Source organism: Lautropia dentalis (assembly GCF_003892345.1).
Lineage (GTDB): Bacteria > Pseudomonadota > Gammaproteobacteria > Burkholderiales > Burkholderiaceae_E > Lautropia > Lautropia dentalis.
In genome coordinates this window covers 126,306-150,924 of record NZ_RRUE01000001.1, presented here as the reverse complement: position 1 = coordinate 150,924, position 24,619 = coordinate 126,306, and the positions used below count along the sequence as shown (strand labels likewise).

Genomic DNA, 24,619 nt, shown 5'->3' with positions numbered 1-24,619 from the left:
CATACGGCATGGGTCTCCAGTGTTATGGCAGGTGCCCGTCCGTACGGTGCCGGCGGGGCCTGCTCTCCCTTTCACGGGCAGGGTCTTCGTTCATTCTAGAGCGTGTCCTGGGCTTGTTCACCCCCGTGCAGACCCGAAGTGCGGGCCCCGGTGCACACGTCATCCGTAATACGCCCGGTTTGACTTGCCGCCATACGTCAGCTAATTTTCTGGCAGTTCCGGGGTTTTGTCTGGAAACCCCGGGAGCCTCCGGAAAAGTTTGCAAGCACCTTGAAACCAGCATCGGGCCGAGCCAGAAGGCGTCGTTTGCCGGCAATGGCAGAACCATTGGCGGCAATGACAACGCGCTGGATCGCCCGGGCACGGGGACCAGAGTGCCTCCAAATCTTTATCACCGGGGCTTCCGGACATCAGGGTTTTCCCTACAACACCCTATCGTCGCAGCAGGAGAGACCATCCAGCGCGGCGTGTTTCAGGCATGGGTCGAACTTCCGTACCCTGCAGACACGCCCCCATGGTGGCGCCGAAGGGGCAGCATCCCCGCAAACTCTCAGGCAAAAGGACTGCCGCGGCGCGAACGCTCTGGAGAGAGAGCCAGGGCCGGTGCTGCATCGCACCGCCTCACGCATGCCGTCCGGGGCTGACGCCCGGTCCGGGTCATGACATCCAGGTCATGGCGTCCGGAGGCTGCGCCGGGCGGCAGTCGGGCAGGCACGGCCCCAGGCTTCGCCGAAGGGTACGATCTCAGGCACAGATACAGAGGGGGCGGGTTTTCCGGCAGGTGCACAGCGCCGCCACGGGGCGATCCATGTGACCGTATCGTGGCGTGGCGCTGCCAGTTCTGGTCGGCACCGGACAATGACGTGGTGCTGCCGGTTCTGGCCAACACCGGGCGATGGCGCGGTGCAGCCGGTCCTGGCCGATATCGGCCATGCCCATGTGAAGCTCTGTTAATCTGCGGGGTGGCGGCACGGCTGCCGCCCTTCCGATCCCTTCATTCCCTTTCTCTGGAGACATTGCCGTGGCACAAGTACCCAGCAATCTGAAGTACACCGAATCGCACGAGTGGCTGCGCCCCGAGGCGGATGGCACCATCACCGTCGGCATCACCGAGCACGCACAGGCCGAACTGGGCGATCTCGTCTATGTGGAACTGCCGGAAGCCGGCCGTCAGGTCGAGGCCCGCGAGGCGATCTGTGTGGTCGAGTCGACCAAGGCGGCATCGGACGTGTACGCCCCCATCGCCGGCGAGATCGTGGCCGGCAACGACGCGCTGGGCGAGGCCCCGCAGCTGGTCAACGAGCAGCCCTTCGAGGGCGGCTGGCTGTTCCGCATCAAGCCGGCCAATGCAGCCGATCTCGACAGCCTGCTGTCGGCGGAAGACTACGCAGAAGCTACCAAGGACTGAGGGGACACCATCATGGCGGATCGGAACGACTCGGGAACCCTGGCCGGGCTGCTGGCCCAGGGCAGCAATGAATTTGTGGCGCGTCACGTGGGCCCTGCGGGGGACGATGTGACGCAGATGCTGGCCACCGTGGGCGCCTCCTCGCTGGATGCGCTGGTGGCCGAAACGGTGCCGGCCAGCATTCTGCTGGATCCGGGCAACAGACCGGCCCTGTCGCTGGGCGAGGCGGCCACCGAGGCCGGCGCACTCGCCGAGCTGCAGGCGCTGGCCAGCCGGAACCAGGTCTGGCGCAGCTATCTGGGTGCCGGCTACCACAATACCTTCACCCCCGAGCCGATCCGCCGCAATGTGCTGGAAAACCCCGGCTGGTACACGGCCTACACGCCCTATCAGGCCGAGATCTCGCAGGGCCGGCTGGAAGCGCTGATGGTGTTCCAGCAGATGGTCATCGACCTGACGGGCATGGAGGTGGCCAACGCCTCGCTGCTGGATGAGGCCACGGCCGCCGCCGAGGCCATGACGATGCTGCGCCGGGCCAACACGGCCAACAGGGCCGCCGGTTACTTCGTGGAGGCCGGCACGCATCCGCAGGTCATCGAGGTCATTCGCACCCGTGCCCGCTGGCTGGACATTCCGGTCACCGTCGGCGCGCTGGATGCGCTGGATCCGGCCACCGTTTACGGTGCCCACCTGCAGAACCCCGATACCGAAGGCCGCGTACGCGACCTGACCGACGACATCGCCCGCCTGCAGGCCGCCGGCGTGAAGGTCTGCGTGGGCACCGACCTGCTGGCATCGGTCCTGCTCAAACCCGCCGGCGCCCAGGGCGCCGATGTGGTGATCGGCTCGGCCCAGCGCTTCGGCATTCCGCTGGGCTTTGGCGGCCCGCACGCCGCTTTCATGGCCACGCGGCAGAAACTCATCCGCTCCATGCCGGGTCGCATCATCGGCACCAGCGTGGATGCATCCGGCCACACCGCCTACCGGATGGCGCTGCAGACGCGCGAGCAGCACATCCGCCGCGACAAGGCCACCAGCAACATCTGCACGGCGCAGGCGCTGCTGGCCAACATGTCGGCCTTCTACGCCATCTACCACGGCCCCGAGGGGCTGCGCCGCATCGCACAGCGCACACACGGGCTGGCACGGCTGCTGGCCGCGGCAGTGGCCGAAGCAAGCGGCCAGGCGGCAACCGGTGCAGCCAGCACGACTGCCGGCCGTCAGGGCGCCTCCAGCCCCGCGGGCGCTGCCTTCCCACTGCCCCAGCACGGCGTGTACTTCGACACGCTGACCTGGCGTTTTGCCGACCGGGCCGCCGCCGATGCGGTGATGGCACGGGCCGAAGCGCGGCGCATCAACCTGCGCCGGCTGGATGACCAGCGCGTGCTGGTGGCGCTGGACGAAACGGTGACGCTGGACGACGTGGCCGATCTGGTGGAAGTGCTGACGGGCAACGCCCGGGGCGGCAGCACTGCATCGGGCAGCATCGGAACGGACGACACCGGAACCAGCGGCACCACAACGTCATGTGCAACCGGGGCGACGATCCGGACGCTGGAAGACCTGGCCGCCAGACAGGCTACCGACAGCGACGTGCTGGCCGGCCTGCTGCGCACCGACACCGTGCTGACGCACGAGGTATTCCACCGCTTCCACAGCGAAACGGAGTTCGTCCGCTACCTGAAGCGGCTGGAAAACCGCGACATCTCGCTGGTGCATTCGATGATCCCGCTGGGCTCGTGCACCATGAAGCTCAACGCCGCCGCCGAGATGGCGCCCATCACCTGGCCGGCCTTTGCCCACATCCACCCCTTCGCCCCCGAAAGCCAGACGCAGGGCTATGCCGCCATGCTGGCGCAGCTGGGCGGGTGGCTGGCCGACATCACCGGCTTTGCGGGCGTGTCGTTCCAGCCCAACTCCGGTGCACAGGGCGAGTATGCCGGGCTGCAGGCCATTCATGAGTACCTGCTGGCGCAGGGCCAGCCGCAGCGCAAGGTGTGCCTGATTCCGGCCTCGGCCCACGGCACCAACCCGGCCTCGGCCCAGCTGGCCGGGCTGAAGATCGTGGTGGTGGCCTGCGATGAGAAGGGCAACATCGACGTGGCCGACCTGGACGCGAAGATCGAAGCCCACCGCGACACGCTGGCCTGCCTGATGGTGACCTACCCGTCCACCCATGGCGTGTTCGAAGCCAGCATTCGCGACATCTGCAAGAAGGTGCATGCCGCCGGCGGCCAGGTGTACATGGACGGCGCCAACATGAACGCGCAGGCCGGCCTCACCAAGCCGGGCGAGATCGGCGCCGACGTGTGCCACCTCAACCTGCACAAGACCTTCTGCATCCCGCACGGCGGTGGCGGCCCGGGCATGGGGCCGATTGCGGTGGCCAAACATCTGGTGCCGTACCTGCCGGCCGCACCGTCACTGACGGCAGCTCCCGCAGGCGCTGGCTGCGCACCGGGCACGCAGGCGGGTAGCGCCCGTTCGCAGACCGGAGCGTCCGGCCCGACCGCGGAACAGGGGCATACCCTGGCCGCCTCTTCCATCAAGGAAGGCACGCAACCCGGCACCGTCTCGGCCGCCGCCTTCGGCAGCGCCCTGATCACGCCCATTTCGTGGATGTACATCCGCATGATGGGCTCGGCCGGCATCCGCCAGGCCACGGTGATGGCCATCCTGAACGCCAACTACATCGTGCACCGCCTCAAAGGGCACTACGAGGTGCTCTACACCGGCGAGCATGGCCGGGTGGCACACGAGTGCATTCTGGACCTGCGCCACTTCAAGGCCCAGTATGGCGTAAGCGCCGAAGACGTGGCCAAACGGCTGATGGACTATGGCTTCCACGCCCCCACCCTCTCCTTCCCGGTGCCCGACACGCTGATGGTCGAGCCCACCGAATCGGAGAACAGGGCCGAGCTGGACCGCTTCTGCGACGCCATGATCGCCATCCGCCAGGAAATTGCCGACGTGGCCGCCGGCAAGTGGCCCGCCGACGACAACCCGCTGAAGAACGCCCCGCACACTGCCACCGAGGTGGCGGGCGAATGGAATCACCCGTACAGCCGCGAACAGGCCGCCTTCCCGGTGCCCTGGCTGAAGGGGGGCAAGGTGTGGCCGACGGTCAAGCGCATCGACAACGCCGCCGGCGACCGCAACCCGGTGTGCACCTGCCCGCCGCTGTCGGGCTATCAGTGAGCCGGAACATCACAAGGAGACCCATCATGGCAGATACCCTGAAACACGTGGCGCTGGACGCGCTGCACCGGGAGCTGGGCGCCCGCATGGGCGGCTTTGCCGGCTACGACATGCCCATCCAGTACAGCGGCCTGAAGGCCGAGCACCTGGCCACGCGTCAGTCGTGCGGCCTGTTCGATGTCTCGCACATGGGCCAGCTGCTGGTCACGCCGCGTGACGGCCAGATCGGCACACTGCACAGCCAGCTGGAAGCCTGCCTGCCGCTGGACTTTGCCGACTGGCCCGAGGGCCAGCAGCGCTATTCGCTGCTGCTGAACGAGCGGGGCGGCATCGAGGACGACCTGATGCTGGTCAACCTCGGCAGCGAGGTGCGCATCATCGTCAACGCCGGCAACCGCGAGCACGACTACCACCTGCTCACCACCCGTTGCCCGAAACTGTCGTTCGAGTGGATCGACGCCGCCCTGATCGCCCTGCAGGGGCCGCAGGCCGAAGCCGTACTGAGCGCGCTGGATCCGCGGGCGGCCTCGCCGCGCTTCATGGAGTCCGTCTCGCTGGAGCTGCTGGGTGTGCCCTGCTTTGCCACGCGCTCGGGCTACACCGGCGAAGATGGTTACGAGATTTCCATCCCCACCGCCGAGGCCGAACAGGTGGTGCGCCACCTGCTGGACGACGCCCGCGTCACACCGGCTGGCCTGGGCGCGCGCGACACGCTGCGTCTGGAAGCCGGGCTGCCGCTGCATGGCAACGACATCGGCCCCGACACCACACCGGTGGAAGCCGTGCTGAACTTTGCCATTGCAAGGAGCCGCCGTGCCGACGGTGCGAAGTTTGCCGGCTTCCCCGGCGCCGAGGTGATTCTGGGCCAGCTGGCCCACGGCGCCCCGCGCCGGCTGACGGCGCTGATGGCCGACAGCAATGTGCCGGTACGCGCACATTCGCCCATCGTGGATGCAGCCGGCGAGGTGATCGGCGAAGTCACGTCCGGCACGGTGTCGCCCACGCTGGGCAAGCCGATCATGCTGGCTTACCTGCCACCGGCGGTGTCGAAGGATGACAGCCCCCTCCACGCCCGGGTGCGGGACAGGCTGATTCCGCTGCAGCGGGTGAAGCTGCCGTTTGTGGCGAAGCAGTACAAGCGGTGAGCGGAATGCCCCGGCAGGCCAGCGACCTGCGGGAAAGGCCCCTGGCACCTGAAGGGCGCGTCTGGCACTTGATGCGCTGACGATACGGCCTGCAGGGGGCTCCATCATGACCGGCCCGGTGAATGCGGTTCACGGGCCGGTTTTTTTGCCCTGGGGAGCGAGGGAGCACCTCCCGAACCACCCGCGCATGGGGGCCAAAATGCCGCAGGACTTTCACCGCTTTTGCAGAGGGCTCCCTTGGGGTTTCGCGGGGAAGAACAGGTCCATGACATGCTCTACGGGCCACGCTTTCCATCTGCAGGCACGAACCGCTGATACAGGAGCAGCCCGACAATCAGCAGATTCGACAGGAACACATTGAGCAGGTACGCATAATGGGCTCCTGTTTCGTCATTGAAATGAATGACTGCGAGGCCAGACCCCAGAAGCCCCATTCCCCAGGTCAGCAGGGCCTCGGACATCGGGTGCCGCAACGTTTTCAAGAAAATGAAGAATGTGCCAGCCACCTCGGCAATGAGATTCACGTAGATGGCCACGGAAGCATCCCCCGAAGCAAACCAGGCCACCCCACTGAAGGCTACCATCCACAGGACGAAGATCTCCATACGGGAGGGCATGAACGCCACCCCCTGCCGCACCCCTGCGATAATGATGAAAATCTGGCACAACAACCCCATTCCACAGGAAACGAGAATACTGATCGACCCCATGAAAAGCGACGCCACAAGCGTGACGAAGAGCGACAACGCAAAGCACAGCCAACCCGACACGGAAGGTCGGGTACGGCCCCGGAACATGCTGATGAAATAGGGGATGTATTGCGCGAAGCCCAGAAAGATGATCGTTGCTTTCACTTCTACCCGCTCTTTCCTGGAAGCCGGCCCAGCGAGCACCCTCAGACGCCGCAGAACGAACAGACACAGAACCATACACGTGGACGACGCGCACTCCAACAGGTAATTTCCCCCGAAACACTGGCCACCTTTTGCCCCAGTGAAGCATCTCATATCCTGGCGCATGTCATGGACTCATTCACCCCGCCGCTGCCCCCGAATCCACGTGCCGGCAAGATGCACTACGCAATGCCACGTTCGTCGCACGGCGACAACACCCCCCTCCTCCAAGCCCATCACCCGACTCCTTTTGACCTCATGGCACGATACACCGCGCCCGGCTCCGCACATACTTGACGGAATGGCAGCCACCTTCGGGCTGCCTGCCGCCGGTACTCCGACACCCCATGAGCAACATCCCCGCAGCATTCCCCGCCCCCCCCTCGGCGCCCCAGGACGACACCGCTGGCATCAACAGCACTGACACGGGCGTCCCGGACAGCACGAGCGCACCAGACAACGCGGGCACCGCAGAAACGGCAACCCCCACCAGCTGGCCTGCCGTCATCGCCCTGGCTCTGGCCGCTTTCATCTTCAACACCACCGAGTTTGCGCCGGTGGGACTGCTGTCGATGATCGGCGAGAGCTTTGCCATGCGCACCGAGGACGTGGGGCTGATGCTGACCATCTATGCGTGGGTGGTAGCCGTCGGCTCCCTGCCCCTGATGCTGGCGGTACGTGCGGCCGAGCGCAAGCGGCTGCTGATGATCCTGTTTCTGGTGTTCGTGGTCAGCCATGCCGTCACGGCAGTGGCCAGCAGCTTCTGGCTGCTGATGGCGGGCCGGCTGGGCATTGCCTGCGCGCATGCGATTTTCTGGTCGATCACACCATCGCTGGCCGTGCGGATGGTGCCCTCCCGCAAGGCCAGCCAGGCGCTGGGGCTGGTGGCCACCGGCTCGTCGCTGGCCATGGTGCTGGGTATTCCGCTGGGCAGGGTGGTGGGCAAACTGCTGGGCTGGCGGATCACCTTCGGGCTGACCGGTGCGGTGGCACTGGTCATCATGCTGGTGCTGATGCGGCTGCTGCCGAAGCTGCCCAGCCAGAACAGTGGTTCGCTATCCAGCCTGCCGCTGCTGCTGAAGCGGCAGGCACTGCTGAGTGTGTACGGGCTGGTGATCGTGGGCGTGACGGCGCACTTCACGCTCTACAGCTATCTGGAACCCTTCGCGCAACACGTGGCGGGGTTGCAGGGTCAGGCCATCACGCTGGTGCTGCTGGTGTTCGGTGGTTCGGGGCTGATCGGCAGCGTGCTGTTCGGCCTGCTGGGTACGCGCATGCCCGGTACGCTGCTGCTCACGGCGCTGGCGGTGATGAGTGTCTGCCTGCTGCTGCTGCCGGGCATGGCCACGCACGAAAGCTGGCTGCTGACGCTGCTGGTGCTGTGGGGCGCGATGATGATGTGCTTTGGCCTGTCGACGCAGGCGCGCGTGCTGGGGCTGGCCTCGGATGCCACCGATGTGGCCACGGCGCTTTATTCGGGGCTCTTCAATCTGGGCATCGGCGCCGGCGCGCTGCTGGGCAATCAGGTGAGCCTGCACTGGGGCCTGCCGCAGCTGGGCCATGTGGCCGGGTGGCTGTCAGTGGCTACGCTGGCAGGGACGGTGCTGGCGCTGGTTAAGTTTCGCGGGGTGTTTCTGCGCGGACCGGGGGGCGGGGTGGTGGCGGGGCATTGAGAGGACCACGCAGGAACCTTGTAGTAACACCTGCTCCGGCGACACGGCAAGCAGGTTGCACAACAGCACACTTGAGATCCTCGCCCGGAGGACGTAACCTTACCGGAGCCACCTCAAAGCCCCAGGAAGCAAGGAGCCAGTCATGCCCACATCCATCAACCTGACGCCAGAAATCGAGCAGCGCCTCGATTTTCTTGCGTCCCTCACGGGACAATCCAGGGCCTACTACCTGCAAAAAGCCATTGAGCAGGGGCTTGAGGACATGGAAGATTATTACCGGGCGGAAGCCGTGATGGCGCGCGTTCGCCGTGGTGAAGAAAAGATCTACTCGGCAGCAGAAGTGAGACAGGATCTTGGCCTGGACGATTGACTATACCGCCGAGGCTCGGTCACAACTGAAGAAACTTGACCGTCAGGTCGCGCGGCGCATCGTTGATTTCATGGATACGCGTATCGCGCCGCAAAATGATCCCAGAACGTCAGGAAAGGCCCTGACAGGACCTCTGGGAGACTACTGGCGTTACCGTGTTGGCGATTACCGAATCATCTGCAACATTCAGAACAATGTGTTGCGCATTCTGGTCGTTGAGCTGGGCAACCGCAAGGATGTGTACCGCCGATAGTGTGCCCCTTTCCCAAGGCCCTCGCTCAGGCCGCCAGCGCCTGCTGCACGCTGGCCAGCAGTGCCACGCACTCCCACAGCAGCCGCGCCGAAAAGATGATCAGCAGCACCCCCATCGCCCGTTCGATCCAGCAGGACGCGCGCAGGAAGTGCCCGCGTACCCGGGCTGACGAGAACACCAGCCCCACCACCACGAACCAGACCGCATTCGCGAGGCACATCCAGACGCCATAGAGAACCTGCACGGACAGCGGCGTCTCGGCGCTGACCATGGTCGTGAAAACGGCCAGAAAGAAGAGCGTGGCCTTGGGGTTGGTGGCGTTGGTCAGAAACCCCTGCAGGAAGGACTGGCGCAGGGTCATGACATTCGCGCACCCGCGGACCGCCTCACGGCCGGAGACAGCGGGCTCATCCAACATGATGGATGCATCACCGGCCAGCGGCAGCACGCTGCCCGTCGCGGCGGAAGCCTCCCCGGGCGGCTGGGGGCCGGTACCTTCCGCCATGCGCCCGGCCTGGCGGATGAAGACGACGCCCAGATAGAACAGATACAGTCCACCCAGCAGCTGGGCCACCTGCATCAGCCACGGGGTGCTGTGCATGAGCGCGCCCATGCCCAGCAGGGTGTAGATCACATGTACGGACATGCCGGCGCAGATCCCCAGCGCGGTGGCGATGGCGGCGTTGCGGCCATGGCGCACGCTCTGGCGCACGGTGATGAAGAAGTCCGGGCCGGGGGCGATGAGCACCAGGAAGTGGACGGCAGCGAGTGCAAGGAACTCGGCAAGGTAGTCGGGGTGCATGGCGTGCCGGTGTAACAGGCGTCGAAGCAGCGGGGCAGTATGCCATGCTTTGCGGGGCGCCGTGGATGCAGTATCAGCGCGTCCGGCACCAGCTGCCGACGCTGGAGGCGTTCATCGGGCTCATGGCAGAGATCGAACTCATGGCGGAGCGACGGCGACTGGAGCCGGCACTGATGAGTCCATTGTTCAATGACCCCCTGCGAAGCGCCCCTTGTTCCGAATGAGGGTCACGAACCGGCCCATGCATCATACGGACAGCGCAAGGCGGCGCCAGGTCCCCCTGAAACGGCAAAACGCCCGGCGAGGGATACGCTCAGGCGTTTTGCGTTGAATCTCCGGCCCAATGGCCAGAACTGGCACACTGTTTGTGGCTGTGGCCAGCGTACACGGAGCCGCCCGGACGCCCCTGCGCAGCGACTCAGGCCGCCATCACCCCCGGCAGCTCACGCTGCAGCATCAGCGGGTCGACGGTGAGCAGCTTCAGGTCTTTCTGTTTGGCCTGGGCCAGCAGCAGGCGGTCGAAGGGATCGCCGAAAGTACCGGGCATGCGCAGCGCGCCCCAGACGACGGACAGGGTCAGCGGCAGCTCGACAAAGCCCTGGGCCTTGAGGGCGTTGACCACTTCGTGCGGGTTCAGCTTGACGTTGGAGGCGCCCAGCGCTTCCTTCAGCGACAGTTCCCAGATGCTGGCGTTGCTGTAGTAGCGCTCGGCGCCGGTGTCCTGCAGCAGGGCAATGGTCTGGGCAGACAGACGGGAGAGGTCGTGGGTCAGCCAGGCTTTCAGAACCTGGGTATCCAGCAGAATTTTCATGTAATGGAAAGCTCCGGCCTGCGCCGGTTGGAGACAAGGGCGGACTGTAGAAGAAAACGCCCCCGGTCTCAATGCTTTTGACACGCTGCAACAAAAGCAACCGACGGGCGGCTTGTCTGTACAGACGGCCTATGCCGTTCGGGTATCGACGGAAAAAACGCACGGTGTCCAGAGGGCAGAAACCCCAGACTTCCGGGGCTGGTCTGCTGAAGAGGCCCATGAACAGGGCATCACGGGCAAATCGGGGGTGGAACGTGCGTGTTGCGTTACACCGTCACCATCATGATGTACTGTGTCGCAAACACCGGCCGGAGATCCTTGCGGCACAATATTCAGCCAACACAGCGTTGCCACTGAGCAACGGTCTCCGCCAACAGGCACCAACCCTGACAGGAGTCCATGTCATGCATGGATCGATCCACCCGTCCCATGCCCTCTCCCGGCAAGGCCCTGCCCCCATTACGCACGGACGACGAGGCAGAGCACTTCGTTGATACGGCTGATCTGTCGGAGTACGACCTGTCGGATTTCAGGCCGATGCAGTTCGAGTTCAGCAAACCGGGCACGTCGGACATTCTGCGCACGCACGCCAGCGGCACCGTGCGCTGATCACCCCTCCGCCTTCTGCTCCCCGCCCAGCACATCCAGCAGGTCGGTCAGCATGCCGGACAGTTCACCGGCCATCAGCGTGAATTCGGCGTCGAACACCTGGCGGGCGTCGCCCTCGTCCAGGCCCTCGCGGCCCTCGCGCACCACGTCCAGGGCGTTGATGCGCTTGATGGCGCAGGTCTCGGTCAGCACGAAGGACACGCGGTCGCGCCAGGTCAGTGCCAGCCGGGTGCACTGCTTGCCTTCCTTCAGGTGGCGCTGCACGGTGTCGGCGTCCACGGACTGGCGCACATAGCGTACGGCCGCGCGGGATTCGCCGGTGTCGCGCAGCTCGCTGTCGTCGTCGATGGAGAACGGGCCAGGCACCTCGTTGTCGACCAGCCAGGTGGTCATGCACTGGGCGGGCGAATGGGCCAGTTTCAGCGGGGCCAGCGGCAGGTCGTCCACGGACTTCTTCAGCAGACCGATGATCTCGTCGGCACGCGCCGGCGCCGTGGTGTCGACCACCACCCAGCCGCCTTCGGGGTCGATCCAGACCCGGGTATCACGGAAGATGCTGAAGGCCTTGGGCAGCAGCTCTTCGGTGACGCGCTCCTTCAGCTCCTTCATCTGCTTGCGGCCGGGTCTGAAGCCCTGCTCTTCTTCGAGCTGGGCGGCACGGGTCTTCGTGAACTGGTTGATGACGGAGGCCGGCAGCAGTTTCTTTTCGGCGCGCAGGGTGAGCAGCCAGTGTTTGCCCACGCGATGCGCCAGCCCCTCGCCTTCCATGGCCGGCACCCAGCCCAGCGACTGGGCCTCCTGCGCCATGCCAGGGGTGAAGGCCAGGCGGGCGAGCTGATCCTCGACGGCAGCGGGATCGGGGTTCCAGGGGGCGGAGAGACGGTAGATCAGGGCGTTGCGAAAAAAGGCGGCACTCATGGAGATGTGATGCGAAGGACAAAGAAGGGACATCTGTCTGAGCGGAGATGTCAGTCAGATGGTGAATGTTGAGGGAAGATGCAGACGGCATGCCTGCCGCACGGCATTTCGCCGGTGACTGGTGCAGTGAGGTGGACGGTGGGCACCATGGCGGGACAGAAAAGCCGTCCGCATGAACGGGGGCTTTCCCGTCATGGCCGGGCGGCTACTTTAACGCATCATCGGGGCCGGCATGCAGCGGGGGGCACCAAAAGCGACAACCCCGACGCTGCAGGCCGGCTGCGCTCAGGGCTGATACTTGTACCCCATCCCGTACACCGACTGGATCAGCTCGGAATCGGGCAGGATGCGGCCCATCTTGCGGCGCAGGTTCTTGACGTGGGTGTCGACGGTACGGCCGTTGACCACGCGGTGGTCTTCGTACAGGCGTTCCAGCAGGTCTTCGCGGCTGAAGACGTGGCCCGGCATGGCGGCCAGTACCGACAGCAGGCGGAATTCCACCGGGGTCAGCTCCAGCGCCACGCCTTCGAGCCAGGCGGAATGACGCACGGTGTCGATCCAGAGGCCATCGGGCGGGGGCGAGACTTCGGCCGGCTTTTCCAGTACGGCCTCGGCCACGGCGGACTGCTGCGGCTTGATGGCGTCGGACAGGGTGCGGCGCAGCACGGCCCGCACGCGGGCCACCATTTCGCGGGGGCTGAAGGGTTTGCAGATGTAGTCGTCGGCGCCCAGTTCGAGGCCCAGCAGCCGGTCGATTTCCTCGACGCGGGCAGTCATCATGATGATGGGCACCGAGGAGAAGGTGCGGATCTCGCGACAGATGTCGATGCCATCGCGCCCCGGCAGCATGAGGTCGAGCAGGACCAGATCAGGCGGGTTGGTGCGCACGGCGTTGACCACCAGGCGGCCGTCGGCCAGGATGCCCGTCTGAAAACCCGCGGCGTCCAGATAACGGCACACCAGCACGGCCAGTTTGGGCTCGTCCTCCACCACCAGCAGCTGCAGCGGCCGGCCGGGGTTGGTCCAGAGATTAGGCTGCGTCATCCACTTCCCTCCGAGGTATGTTCGGGCGGCAGTTCGATCCGGATGCGCAGCCCGCCCAGGGGTGATGCCTCCGCGTTGATATGACCGCCATGGGCTTCGACGATGCCCCGGCAGATGGCCAGCCCCAGCCCCGACCCGCCCGTGGCCCGGTTGCGCGAGGCTTCGCGCCGGTAGAAACGGTCGAACAGCCGCGGAAAGTCTTCCGGCGGCATGCCCGGCCCCGAATCATCGAAAATGATGATCACGCCGGGGTTGCCGGCCTGGCAGCCCACCTGCACCTGGCCGCCCTGGTCCACATAGCGCACGGCGTTTTCCAGAAGGTTCTGGAACACCTGCCGCAACCGGTTCGGATCGCCCGAAACGTATATTTTATCGATAACCCCGACCCTTTTCAGGCCAAGCCCCCGCGCCGCCAGTCTTTCCCGCCAGCTGGCCAGGGTGCTGTCGAGCAGTTCGACCACATCGACCATCTGCCAGTGATAGGCCATGGAGGCCATTTCGGTGATGGACAGGACGTGAATGTCGTCCACCAGTTTGGACAGGATGCCCACTTCGCTCTGCAGCGATTGCAGCACCCGCTGGTCCAGGGGCTGCAGGCCATCCTCCACGGCTTCCAGCTCACCGCGCATGATGGCCAGCGGGGTGCGCAGCTCGTGCGAGACATCGGCCATGAAGGCGCGGCGCATGCTCTCGTTGCTCTGCAGGGTGCTGGCCAGCCTGTTGAAGACGCGCGCCAGCTGACCCAGTTCGTCCTGCGATTCGGCCGGTACGCGGATGTCGTACTGGCCGGCGGCCAGGGCCCGGGTGGCCGAGGCCAGTCGCCGGGCCGGCACCAGCATCACCCGGCCCAGCAGCCAGGCAATGCCGGCAGCCAGCAGCACGGCCAGGCCGGCGATGTACCAGGCGGCGCTCTCCTGCCGGCGCTGGAAGGCCAGGTCGGCGGCGTCGGTCACTTCGGTGAAGCGCTCGCTGCCCACCCAGCCGGCCACCACACCATCGACGAGGATGGGCACGAAATGGGCATCCGGACCGGGATTGGGGTTGCCCACCACGAACCGGCCATGGGCATCCTGCAGGGTCATCCGGGCTGCGGCATCCCGCGGAGGTGGTGGTGGCCGGTTGTGGCCCGTCCAGTCGGGGGCGGGCGGCAGGGGCATGCCCTCACCGGGCATCGGTTCGTTGTCGATCAGGGCATCGAGCAGGGGGTTCTCGGCAGGGCCGGTCCCCGGCATCTCGGCGGCCCGTGCTTCCGGCGGCCAGAACAGCCCGGCACGGCCGATGTCGGCCGACGCCTCACCCGGGACCAGCCGACGTACCCGCCCTTGCCCAGGTGTGATCTGCGCGGCCAGACGGGCATGATCGGGATGCGGGGCATGGGAGGCTCCCGTACGCCGCCGGCCATGGTCATCGGCCGGCCTGGGCAGCGGATAGAAACCGCCGGCGGGCCGTGGGTGCTGGTGCAGCAGCAGGAACAGGGGCGGGGCATCACTGCCGGCAGGCGCCCCCATGTCCATCGTGCCGTAGGGATACGGCAGCCCGGGGCCGCTGCGGCACATGCGCAGCTGGTGTTCCGGGGGCACCAGCATGGGAAGATGGCGAGGACCGGAATGCAGGCGGTAGCCGCTGTAGCGTACGATGTGACGCCACAGGTCATCCCGCCCGCGCAGGACATCCCAGCCGTGCTCGGGATCGCCCACCTCGCGCCAGTGGGCCGCCAGAATGGTGGTGAGCACGGACATGCGCCGGCTTTCGAGTTCGTTCAGGTAGCCCAGAAAGCCGCGCTGGAAGCTCACGCGGTTGGCAATACCCATGGCGACCGCCATCACGATGCTGGCGACCAGGACTGCCACGAACAACTTGAAGCCGATTCCGATTCTCATGGGAGACAATAGAACACAGGACGCGTGATCCAGGCGCAAATGTACGCCGCAAGTTCCCGCAGAATGCCTCAGAATCCGCAATCTCCCCATAATCTGGGTGTCTGGCGCTGTAACCTGTGCGGGTTGACCCGTATGCACAGCCTGGTCGCATCATGGCCTTGCTGCGCATCACGCCGCCCTGCCCGTGTACCACCTGTGTGCCACCCATGTACCGCACGTGTACCACACCCGTACCGCCAATGCGCCACCTGTGTACCACCCATGTACCACCTGCGTGCCACCTCCATACCGCACGCATACCGTTCATGTGCCGCACATGTGCCACCCGTGTGCCACCACCCTGACGTTCCTGTCACATGCTCCGCTTTCGCACGATGATCACGCCGAACCGCCTCCCCCCTGTCGCTGCCCTCGCCCTGGCCGCCCTGCTGGCCGGCTGCCAGACCACCACCGATCCGTCGCAGGCCGGTCTGGCCCCGCAGGATGCGCTGAGCATGGCGCGCAAGGCCGTCCCCCCCGGGGTGAAGGACGCCTCTGGCTGGGCCCACGACATCCGGACATCGTTCTCGCTGCTGGGGCTGCCCGCCACGCGCGGCAGCCTGTGCGCCACGGTGGCCATCATCGAGCAGGAATCGAATTTTCAGGTGAATCCGGTGGTGGCGGGGCTGCCCGCCATTGCGTGGAAGGCCATCGAGGAACGGGCCGGGCGCTATCACATCCCCAGCTTCATGGTGCGCAGTGCGCTGGCGCTGCCCAGCGGCAATGGCAAGAGCTATGCCGAACGCATCGACAGCGCGCGTACCGAAGAGGACCTGAGCAGGACCTTCGATGCACTGATCGGTTCGGTACCGATGGGCAGACAGCTGTTCGGACAGTACAACCCGGTGCGCACCGGCGGCGCCATGCAGGTATCGATCGCCTATGCCGAAGAACACACCAAACGCAAACCCTACCCCTACGGCGACGCGCGCAGCATTCGCGAGGAGATCTTCACCCGGCGCGGCGGACTGTATTTCGGCATTGCCCACCTGCTGGACTATCCGGTGGATTATCCGGAGATGAAATTCCGCTTTGCCGACTACAACGCAGGCCACTATGCCAGCCGCAATGCGGCCTTCCAGCGCGCCCTGGCCGTGGCCACCGGCCGCAAGCTCACGCCCGATGGCGACCTGCTGGACCACGCCAATCCGGCCATGAACACCCCGGGCCAGACCGAGCAGGCCGCCCGTGTGTTCGGCAAACAGATCGGCCAGAGCGACGAGGCCATCCGCGCCATGCTGCAGAAGGGCGATTCACTGGCCTTTGCCGATACGCCCCTCTACAAGGCTGCCTTTGCACGGGCCGACCGGGCCGGCAGCGGCAGGCCCATGGCCCGGGCGCTGCTGCCCGACATCCGGCTCAACAGCCCGAAAATCACCCGCAAGCTGACGACGGCCTGGTTTGCCGAACGGGTCAACGAGCGCTATCTGCGCTGCCTGGCGCGGGTGGGGGAGTGACAGGCGCGCAGGGCCGGCCAGAAGCATCCACGGCCTGACCATTGCGGTCGAAGCGCTGGTGACGCACCAGCTCGCCACGGGGGCGGTCGCGGTAGTTGTGGGGCTCAGCGGGACAGTCACTGGCCTTCTGTGCATCCCGGGCGCTGGCCGCGGGCTGGGCGCCGGTCCTGGCGGTTTGACCGGACTGGGCACTGGTCTGGCCGGTCGGGGCACCCGTTTGATTGCCTGTCTGATTGCCTGTCTGATTGCCTGTCTGATTGCCCGTCTGGGCGCCCTGCCCTGCCTGTGCCGTCCGGCTGTCGGCCTGGGTACCATGCTGACCTGCCGTGTCCGGCGGGTGGGGAACAGAAGGGTCGGGCTGGCCGGCAGCCGGCGACGCAGCAGAACTGCCTGCAGCCGGAGATGTTGCAGAGGCGCCCGCAGCAGGACCTCCCTGAGACGTTGCAGAGGCACCCGCAGCCGGGGCGCCCTGCACGGGGGGTGATCCCGAGGCTGCCGACGCACCGGGTGCGCCCGGTGCAGTGGCATTGGCCGACTGCGTCGCGCCCGGTGCCGATGCCTGCTGAAGCTCTTCCGGTTCGAAGGCCATCAGCACCCCCATGGCCAGCACGGCCAGCACCGACACGGAGAACACCGACGACACCGCCATGCCGGCCATGGCAAAGCGCGTGTCGGCCTTTGGAATGAGCCACGACAGGGCGCGGCTGACCGTCCAGAGCCCCCACAGGGCCACCGCCACGCCGGAGAGCTGCGCCAGATCGGGCGGCAGCTCCAGCGATTCGAACAAAGCCGACAGGATGTTGGGCAGCAGCCCGGCGGCCACCAGCAGGTTGAACAGCGGGCCACGGCCATCCCAGCGCCCGTCACGCATCAGCCAGCGGCGCAGCATGGCGTGCACCAGCCCATACAGCAGCGCGTTGAAGACCAGCCCCAGCAGCACGGCCCCCTGCAGTGAAAAGAGCGGCTGGCCATCGGCATCGACCAGCATGGCCAGGCTCAGCCCAGTCAGCAGCCCCATCAGCGTCAGCGCAGCCACCACCTGACCCCGTGGAAACTCGAAGTCCGACCAGGACTGCTCTCGCAGCAGGAACACGGATAACGCAGCAGAAATCATGGAGATGCGGTACTCGGGTGGAACGGGAAGAGGTGACCAGTATCGATACTAATTGCGGCCGGACTGCTCCTCTGGCAAGACCCTATCAGACTCTGCCGTCCTGCGTGCAAGAGCATGATGCGGTACCTGCGGTGCCCCGGGAAGCCGTCGCCACGCCGTCAAGCCCCCGGCCGCAACATCTTGCCCGGATTGAACAGCCCCTGCGGGTCGAGCGCCTGCTTGATGCGGGTCATCAGGGCCACGCCCGACGCACCGGCCTCGGCCTGCAGAAAGTCCATCTTGTGCAGGCCAATGCCGTGCTCGCCCGTGCAGGTGCCGCCCAGCGACAGCGCCAGTTCCACGATCTGGCGGTTGAGCGCCTCGGCACGGGCCACCTCGTCGGGGTCGTCGGCATCCACCAGAATCAGGCAGTGGAAGTTGCCATCACCCACGTGCCCGAGGATCATGGCCGGAAAGCCGCTGTCTTCCAGCAGCCGGCGTGCCCCCTCCACCGACACGGCCAGTTTCGAAATGGGCACGCACGTATCGGTGGTGATGCCGCGGGCACCGGGGCGCAGCTGCAGCCCGGCAAAATAGGCATCGTGACGCGCATTCCAGAGCTTCGAGCGCTCCTCGGGCCGGTTGGCCCACTGAAAATCCGCCCCGCCCTGCTCGGCCGCCAGTGCCTGCACCAGCTCCACCTGTTCGGCCACCCCGGCCTCGCTGCCATGGAATTCGAAGAACAGCGTGTAGCGCTCGGGCAGCGTCAGCCGGCTGTAGGCATTGATGGCCCGGATGGATGACGGATCGAGAAACTCGCAGCGGGCCAGCGGAATGCCCATCTGGATGGCGTGGATCACCACGTTCACCGCCTGTTCGGCCGACGGAAAACTGACCACTGCAGCCGACATCGCCTCGGGCAGCGGATGCAGCCGCACCGTCACCTCGGTGATGATGCCCAGCGTCCCCTCGGCCCCCACGAACAGGCGCGTGAGATCGTAACCGGCCGACGACTTGCGGGCACGCGTGCCGGTGTGCACCACCTCGCCATCCGCCGTGACCACGGTGAGCGCCAGCGTGTTCTCGCGCATGGTGCCGTAGCGGACGGCGTTGGTACCCGAGGCGCGGGTGGACACCATACCGCCCAGCGAGGCATCGGCCCCCGGATCGATGGGAAAGAACAGCCCCGTCCCCCGGATTTCCTGATTGAGCTGCCGGCGCGACATGCCGGCCTGCACGGTCACCTGCAGGTCTTCGGGGGCCAGCGCCACCATCCGGTTCATGCCCGACAGGTCCAGCGTGATGCCCCCCTGCACCGGCAGCAGCTGCCCCTCGATGGACGAGCCGGCACCCCAGGGAATGATCGGGCAGCCATGCTCACGGCACAGATTGACCACGTCCACCACATCCTGCGTGCTTTCGGCAAACACCACACCCTCGGGCGGCGTGAGCGGATAGGGTGATTCGTCCCGACCGTGGTGCTCGCGCACGGCCTGCGCGGTGGAAAACCGGCTGCCGAAGCGCTGCTGCAGGGCACTGGCCAGGGCGGGTGTCAGGCGGGGAGAGGGTGAGTGGGTGGCGGCTGTGGCCTTTGCTGTCTTTGCTGCGGGGGATTCTGTCTCGTGCATGATGTTCTTCCGGTGGGCTGGCGGTCATTCTAGAGCGTGCAGCGGACCCATTCGCGCCTGTACGGGAGGCTGGCGGGGCCTCTGGCAAAGGGATGGAGCCGCCGGCACCCGACTGACACGGCCCCATGCCATCACGGAACACGCCGCGGCCGACATGGATCACACCTGCACCCGACAGGTCCAGATGCGGCGCAACCAAAACGCCCCCGATACGACGGCGGAGCCGGCTGCGCCTGCATCACCCACCGCGCGCAGGTACCGTCCTGCCCGGCACTGCATCGCGCGCCCCCAACGACCTCCCCCAGCACTCCCCAGCGTCGCCCCCGTGCCACGACGGGCACACAGCCCTGATGCGCCTCCTGTCATTCCGCGGCCCGCGCCCGCACCGTCCATCAGGGTTAACACCTAATCACACCTTTCGGCCACCCCACGGCGCGTTACCGGTTGTAGTATCTTGCCGGACCGCCTGCACATTGCAGGCGATTCGCATTTCCCAATAAAACCGCTGGCCCGGCGGGCTGCCGGGACGTACCGCCCGCCCTGTCGCAACAAGGACTTCCTCTCCATGGCTCCTGTCATTACCTGCATAGAAGACCTCCGCAAAATGGCCAAGCGCCGTGTCCCCCGCATGTTCTACGACTATGCGGACTCCGGCTCCTGGACCGAATCCACCTATCGTTCCAACGAAGCGGCCTTCCAGAAGATCAAGTTTCACCAGCGCGTGGCGGTCAACATGGAGAACCGCTCGCTCGAAACCACCATGATCGGCGAGAAGGTGCACATGCCCGTGGCCATCGCTCCCACCGGCCTGACCGGCATGCAGCACGCCGACGGCGAAATCCTTGCCGCCCGCGCAGCCGAGAAGTTCGGCGTGCCGTTCACCCTGTCCACCATGAGCATCTGCTCCATCGAGGACGTGGCCGAGCACACCAGCCGCCCCTTCTGGTTCCAGCTTTACGTGATGAAGGACAAGCCCTTCGTCGAGAAGCTGATCAACCGCGCCAAGGCTGCCCGCTGCTCGGCGCTGGTCATCACGCTGGACCTGCAGATCCTCGGCCAGCGCCACAAGGACCTCAAGAACGGCCTGTCCTCGCCCCCCAAGCCCACGCCGCGCAACCTGATGAACCTGGCCACCAAGCCGTACTGGTGCTGGAACATGCTGCACACCAAACGGCGCTACTTCGGCAACATCGTCGGGCACGTCACCGGTGTGGATGACATGAGTTCGCTCTCCTCCTGGACCAGCCAGCAGTTCGACCCGGCGCTCTCGTGGGACGACGTGGCCTGGATCAAGGACAAGTGGGGCGGCAAGATCATCCTGAAGGGCATCATGGAGCCCGAAGATGCCCGGCTGGCCGTCAAGTCCGGGGCGGACGCGCTGATCGTGTCCAACCACGGTGGCCGCCAGCTCGACGGCGCCCTACCCACCATCGAGGCCCTGCCCTCCATCGTGGATGCCGTGGGCAACGACAACATCGAGATTTTCCTCGACAGCGGCGTGCGCTCCGGTCAGGACGTGATCCGCGCCGTGGCCATGGGCGCACGCGGCGTGTTCATCGGACGCGCCTTCCTGTACGGCCTGGGCGCCATGGGTGAGGCCGGCGTGACCAAGGCGCTGGAAATCATCTACAACGAAGCCGACATCACCATGGCGTTCTGCGGGCTGCGCAACATCAAGGATGTGAACCGGAACATTCTGGTGCCGGGGACGTATCTGGTGGTCTGAATCAGGAAGGAGCAGCGCCAGAATATGCCACGGCCAGATCTGGCGCCTGTTTTCCCAACCTCTGCACATCCGCGCAGTCCATGCCATTCTGGCATCAAACGATAAAAAGAAAATCCCAAGTTACGAGGCGCTCAATCCCCTGTATAGCCGGTCAGTCCTGAACAACCCAGAATCCGCCCGTCAGCCTGCCGTTGAACGGGCTCCTGTCGAGTGGCCTGAAGTCTGAACGACCGGGTTGGCGCTGCGCTCCACCGCCTACAACGTCATTTCCGACCGATCCGGCAGCATCAGCCGTACACAGGCCAGAATCGACAGCAAAATGAAAGCGCAAAAACGCCGCAGCCGGCGCTGCAGCCGACGCAGCAGCAGCCGGATGTTGTGTCCGGCACCGCACAGCACTGCGTGAAGTGCATCTCCCAATGCCCCCTTGAGCCAGTTTCGGTCAAGTTTGCCATCGGTCTTCATGTGACCTATCGTCGGTTCGATGGCACTGCGGCGTCTGATCATCGCCTTCAGTCCCCGGGTCACGCCTCGCCTCTGTCCTGATCGCAGGATTCTCACGCCCGGCACGTCAGCACCGCGATAGCCCTTGTCCACTACGGCAGTGTCGATACGGCAATCTCCCACAATCGACGCCTGCTCCAGCGCTTCGTACAGGGTATGGCCATCGTACGGCCGGCCCGGCATCGATCTTGCGCCCACAACGAAACCTTCCCTGTGCGTCGTGGTGATCGAGACCTTGACACCGAACTCGTAGGGGTTTCGGGCCTTGCCCTTGCTGATGCACTCCACCTCCTGCGCATGCAGTGCGTACAGCTTGTTCCTGTCTTTCGGCTGCTGCGTCAGAATCCGTTCGGCCCGTGCCATCAGGTCATCAAGCCATTGACGCAATGGGCCGGTCACCTGCTCTCGTTGCCGGTCGATATCCCGCCAGATACGCCCGACCCGTTTGCGCAGCTTGCCGAGCACATTTCGCATCCGCTTGAACTGTCTTGCATGCGCATGGCGGCCCACCTGCCTCGCCAGCTGAGGGGCCACACGACTGTAGCTCTGTCGCAGCTTCAGGCCACACGCCCTGGCAGCCTTGACCAGATGCTGTCTGGTACGCTCCAGAAGCCGGGAATCCGTTGGATGCGCAATCGCCTTGGGCATGACGGTCGTATCCACGATCACCGTCTTCAGGCTGGATTCCCTGAGCATGCCAAGTTCCTGCGCCAGAACCAGCGTCAGCGACAGCATCTCTTCCACGCCAGCCTCGCCCAGCCTTTTGCGCCAGCGCGTCAGGCTGGATGGATCAATCGGCGGCCTGGTCTGCAGATAGATCTCCCCGGTGAAGACCTGCCAGTACGGGTTCTCTACCCAGGTTGCCACCACTTCCTCGTCGGACAGATCGAAGGCGTGCTGCAGATACAGCAGCCCCGCAATCAGACGTGGGGACGTGGCGGGCCGCCCCGTACGGGACTTGAACTGGTCCGCCACCAGTGCATCGATGCGCTCCCACTGGATCCGGTCACCCAGCAGGATCAGCGGATGCTTCAGGTTCAGGTGATCGCGCAGCGGATACCCGAACAGCTCGCCAGTCTGTGGTTGTGATGGCTTTGGACCCATGAGAACCCCGGAGAAATTGCAAGAAAACGAGCCCCTATGATCGCAAATCTTGCAATTCCCACAGGGTGGTTCCCGGGGTCAGACACTGGGAATCAGGGGGTGAGACGGGTTGTTCAGGGCAGACTAGCCGGGATCGAGCGCCAGCGTTCACAATATCCCTTGGCTGAATTAAGAGCCAGCGATGGTTCTACATCCGCCTACATCCATAACCACCATGGAGAGGGATCTGCAGACCGCAAATTCAAAACAACCTGATGTTACAGACTGTTCCGAGCGCGGTATTCTTCATAAACGCACTGCCCATCAACTCCATTATCCCCAACAAGGCACTTGAATCCGACATTTTCCAGCCGGTACAAACGCCATGGTCCGCGGAAAAGCCCGTTCCCGAACCTTAAAGCCACCAATCCTTCATGACGAGGCGCCTGCCGTCGATGTCCTATGATGGATATCGAGCCATCATTCCACATGTGCACTTCCTCTTCGTAACGTATCTGCCCAAGCCAGCAGAACGGGTTGCCGATAAAATGGTATATATAAGCGGCAAGATATGTCCCTTCCGAATTTGAGGCACTATCCCGGAACCAGCCAAAGTTCGGACTCGCTCTTTTTACCTCCTCCTTCCCATCAATAATACGTGTTGTCCGGGACACATGAATCCCCCTGCTGAGTTTTGCCGGCGAGCTTCTCCAGTCCGCTTGTATCGTGAGCACCGTTCTGCTTCGGTTTGGGTCTATATCAAAAATATCACTCCAGCTGCGATCATCCCCCTTGAACCGCACATTCTGCGTCGGCCAGGCGCCGCATCCCATATTCTCAAACTGGCTGATGTCCACCCAGTCATTGGGAATGAATGCCCTATGTTTGTAGATGGTTTCCGTGGGACCATCCCCCCCTTTGCTAACCACCTTTGTGGCTCGTGCCGTACTCGCCACTGCACCGCCAGACTCTGGCATTTCTGGCGTCCTGACCTGAATCACACCGGACATGCCGGGTTTGCCTGACGCACCTGTAGGCGCTGTCGCCGGCTCGATGCTGTATTGATACTCAGTCCCAGGACTAACTGTTTCATCCACATACTTGCCACCACTTACCTGAGCAATGGGCTGCCCATTCCGGGAAACGTTGTAGACCACTGAAGGGTCACTCTCCCACGCCATGGATACCGAATGTGGTGTAACAGCATGAATTACAAACGGCTCCAACTCCTCTGCTGATGCGCGAGTCGCTTTCACAGCGACGGGCTCTTCGTGGGGAGCTTCTGCCCCCTCTGTATCGTCAGTGGCTGCTGCAGAGGCGTCTGAACTACTTACTGCGTCCTCGGTCGCTGGATTAGTCACATCTTTATTGACGCTATCTGCCTCCCCCGTAGTCCCAGTAGCAGACTGACCGGCAACGTCCTTGCGCTCTTGTGCCTGTCCATCATCATCCTCCTTATCGACGTGCCATTCACGTTTCCGGTAGGACAACCGGGTCACGATCACCGGTGCCCCGTTTGCAGAAGTACCACTCTCTACCCGCTTTTCGGGACTGTCAACAAGCACCTGCGTCTGCACCGGCGCTTCCACCTTGAACGTCTTGCCCTCGATGGACACCGGCACCGCTTCCGATTCGGCCGCATGCACCCCGCCTGCGGCGGCCAATGCCGCAACGGCCATGCCAACCAGCACGGCCTGACGCGTACGTGCATGCATGAGGCCAGGGTGAACCTGTGCAGCAACCAGCGGGGAACGCCCGCGTCCTGCAGGACGGGCAGAGGCGTTGGCGGGAGCGGATGTGTGGGATCTGGTCATGATCGAATCTCCTCCTGGGGTTCGGACCGGGCTGATGGAGAGAATCTGCCCGGGTAAACGGTTACGCAGCACACTCACCCAGCGCCTGTAAACAGGTTTCAACAGGCGTCCGGATCGCATGCTGGTCACGCACGGGAAATGCGTCACGGTTCCACTCTAAATACCTGAAACACCGGTGCCTATCCCCAAGAATGGCACTGCCACCCCTTGTGTATCACCGTTTTGCAGGCACGCCGAACACCCGGCTCCCTATCGGGAACGCCATACTTTC

The 24,619-nt window shown here is 64.8% G+C and carries 19 protein-coding genes and 1 riboswitch; of the genes, 9 read left to right on the top strand and 10 right to left on the bottom strand.

All coding sequences use genetic code 11. The features are described from left to right. Window positions 1–434: 434 nt before the first annotated feature. Window positions 435–576: riboswitch (glycine riboswitch) on the top strand. Between the two features lie 445 nt (window positions 577–1,021). Genes gcvH through gcvT form a run of 3 tightly spaced genes read left to right on the top strand, consistent with a single transcriptional unit; the run spans window position 1,022 to window position 5,751 of the window. Next, a complete protein-coding gene (gene gcvH, locus EHV23_RS00560; protein WP_125094253.1) occupies window positions 1,022–1,408 on the top strand; it encodes a glycine cleavage system protein GcvH in 387 nt (128 codons plus the stop codon). Window positions 1,409–1,420: 12 nt separating this feature from the next. Beyond that, a complete protein-coding gene (locus EHV23_RS00555) occupies window positions 1,421–4,606 on the top strand; it encodes an aminotransferase class V-fold PLP-dependent enzyme (RefSeq protein ID WP_125094252.1) in 3,186 nt (1,061 codons plus the stop codon). 26 nt (window positions 4,607–4,632) lie between these two features. Then, a complete protein-coding gene (gene gcvT / locus EHV23_RS00550) occupies window positions 4,633–5,751 on the top strand; it encodes a glycine cleavage system aminomethyltransferase GcvT (protein ID WP_125094251.1) in 1,119 nt (372 codons plus the stop codon). A gap of 275 nt (window positions 5,752–6,026) precedes the next feature. Here gcvT and EHV23_RS00545 read toward each other — a convergent pair whose 3' ends face one another. After that, window positions 6,027–6,605 (bottom strand): hypothetical protein, encoded by a 579-nt coding sequence (locus EHV23_RS00545; RefSeq protein WP_125094250.1) that lies wholly within the window; start codon window positions 6,603–6,605, stop codon window positions 6,027–6,029. Between the two features lie 386 nt (window positions 6,606–6,991). On the opposite strand from EHV23_RS00545, the gene EHV23_RS00540 reads away from it, so the two are divergent. From EHV23_RS00540 to EHV23_RS00530, 3 genes are all read left to right on the top strand, one after another. Beyond that, window positions 6,992–8,317 (top strand): sugar transporter, encoded by a 1,326-nt coding sequence (locus tag EHV23_RS00540; protein WP_125094249.1) that lies wholly within the window; start codon window positions 6,992–6,994, stop codon window positions 8,315–8,317. Between the two features lie 142 nt (window positions 8,318–8,459). Then, complete coding sequence (gene relB / locus EHV23_RS00535; RefSeq protein WP_125094248.1) at window positions 8,460–8,687, top strand: type II toxin-antitoxin system RelB family antitoxin; 228 nt, start codon at window positions 8,460–8,462, stop codon at window positions 8,685–8,687. Next, window positions 8,671–8,940: a type II toxin-antitoxin system RelE family toxin gene (locus tag EHV23_RS00530; protein ID WP_125094247.1), complete on the top strand. Its 270-nt coding sequence runs from the start codon at window positions 8,671–8,673 to the stop codon at window positions 8,938–8,940. The genes relB and EHV23_RS00530 overlap by 17 nt, the downstream gene beginning before the upstream one ends. A gap of 25 nt (window positions 8,941–8,965) precedes the next feature. Here the strand turns inward: EHV23_RS00530 and EHV23_RS00525 are convergent, their stop codons facing one another. Further along, window positions 8,966–9,742 carry a LysE family translocator gene (locus tag EHV23_RS00525; RefSeq protein WP_125094246.1) on the bottom strand — a complete coding sequence of 259 codons (777 nt, stop codon included), beginning with the start codon at window positions 9,740–9,742 and terminating at the stop codon, window positions 8,966–8,968. 418 nt (window positions 9,743–10,160) lie between these two features. Beyond that, the gene (locus tag EHV23_RS00520; RefSeq protein WP_125094245.1) at window positions 10,161–10,553 is read right to left on the bottom strand and encodes a type II toxin-antitoxin system VapC family toxin; all 393 of its coding nucleotides are present in this window, start codon (window positions 10,551–10,553) and stop codon (window positions 10,161–10,163) included. A 408-nt stretch (window positions 10,554–10,961) separates the two neighbouring features. On the opposite strand from EHV23_RS00520, the gene EHV23_RS00515 reads away from it, so the two are divergent. Further along, window positions 10,962–11,162, top strand: coding sequence for a CopG family antitoxin (locus EHV23_RS00515; RefSeq protein WP_203228834.1), 201 nt, complete (start codon window positions 10,962–10,964; stop codon window positions 11,160–11,162). Here EHV23_RS00515 and EHV23_RS00510 read toward each other — a convergent pair whose 3' ends face one another. The 3 genes from EHV23_RS00510 to EHV23_RS00500 form a co-directional block, all read right to left on the bottom strand. Beyond that, a complete protein-coding gene (locus EHV23_RS00510; RefSeq protein WP_125094244.1) occupies window positions 11,163–12,080 on the bottom strand; it encodes a recombination-associated protein RdgC in 918 nt (305 codons plus the stop codon). Window positions 12,081–12,365: 285 nt separating this feature from the next. Beyond that, window positions 12,366–13,124: a response regulator gene (locus tag EHV23_RS00505; RefSeq protein WP_125094243.1), complete on the bottom strand. Its 759-nt coding sequence runs from the start codon at window positions 13,122–13,124 to the stop codon at window positions 12,366–12,368. Then, a complete protein-coding gene (locus tag EHV23_RS00500; RefSeq protein ID WP_158615759.1) occupies window positions 13,121–14,974 on the bottom strand; it encodes an ATP-binding protein in 1,854 nt (617 codons plus the stop codon). Before EHV23_RS00500 ends, EHV23_RS00505 begins: the two co-directional genes overlap by 4 nt. A gap of 386 nt (window positions 14,975–15,360) precedes the next feature. Here EHV23_RS00500 and EHV23_RS00495 point away from each other — a divergent pair, with 386 nt between their 5' ends. Next, window positions 15,361–16,500, top strand: a complete 1,140-nt coding sequence (locus tag EHV23_RS00495; RefSeq protein ID WP_275265076.1) for a DUF1615 domain-containing protein — start codon at window positions 15,361–15,363, stop codon at window positions 16,498–16,500. On the opposite strand, the gene EHV23_RS00490 is transcribed toward EHV23_RS00495, so the two are convergent. Further along, on the bottom strand, window positions 16,457–17,614 hold the full coding sequence (locus EHV23_RS00490) for a hypothetical protein (protein ID WP_125094241.1): 1,158 nt from the start codon (window positions 17,612–17,614) through the stop codon (window positions 16,457–16,459). The genes EHV23_RS00495 and EHV23_RS00490 overlap by 44 nt on opposite strands. Before the next feature lie 158 nt (window positions 17,615–17,772). Further along, a complete protein-coding gene (locus tag EHV23_RS00485; protein ID WP_125094240.1) occupies window positions 17,773–19,221 on the bottom strand; it encodes an FAD-binding oxidoreductase in 1,449 nt (482 codons plus the stop codon). A gap of 565 nt (window positions 19,222–19,786) precedes the next feature. Here EHV23_RS00485 and EHV23_RS00480 point away from each other — a divergent pair. Further along, window positions 19,787–20,947 (top strand): alpha-hydroxy acid oxidase, encoded by a 1,161-nt coding sequence (locus EHV23_RS00480; RefSeq protein WP_125094239.1) that lies wholly within the window; start codon window positions 19,787–19,789, stop codon window positions 20,945–20,947. Window positions 20,948–21,202: 255 nt separating this feature from the next. Here EHV23_RS00480 and EHV23_RS00475 read toward each other — a convergent pair whose 3' ends face one another. Together EHV23_RS00475 and EHV23_RS00470 are read right to left on the bottom strand one after the other, a co-directional pair. Further along, window positions 21,203–22,555, bottom strand: coding sequence for an IS5 family transposase (locus EHV23_RS00475; protein WP_125094238.1), 1,353 nt, complete (start codon window positions 22,553–22,555; stop codon window positions 21,203–21,205). Window positions 22,556–22,812: 257 nt separating this feature from the next. Then, window positions 22,813–24,348, bottom strand: coding sequence for a hypothetical protein (locus EHV23_RS00470; protein ID WP_125094237.1), 1,536 nt, complete (start codon window positions 24,346–24,348; stop codon window positions 22,813–22,815). Window positions 24,349–24,619 lie beyond the last annotated feature (271 nt).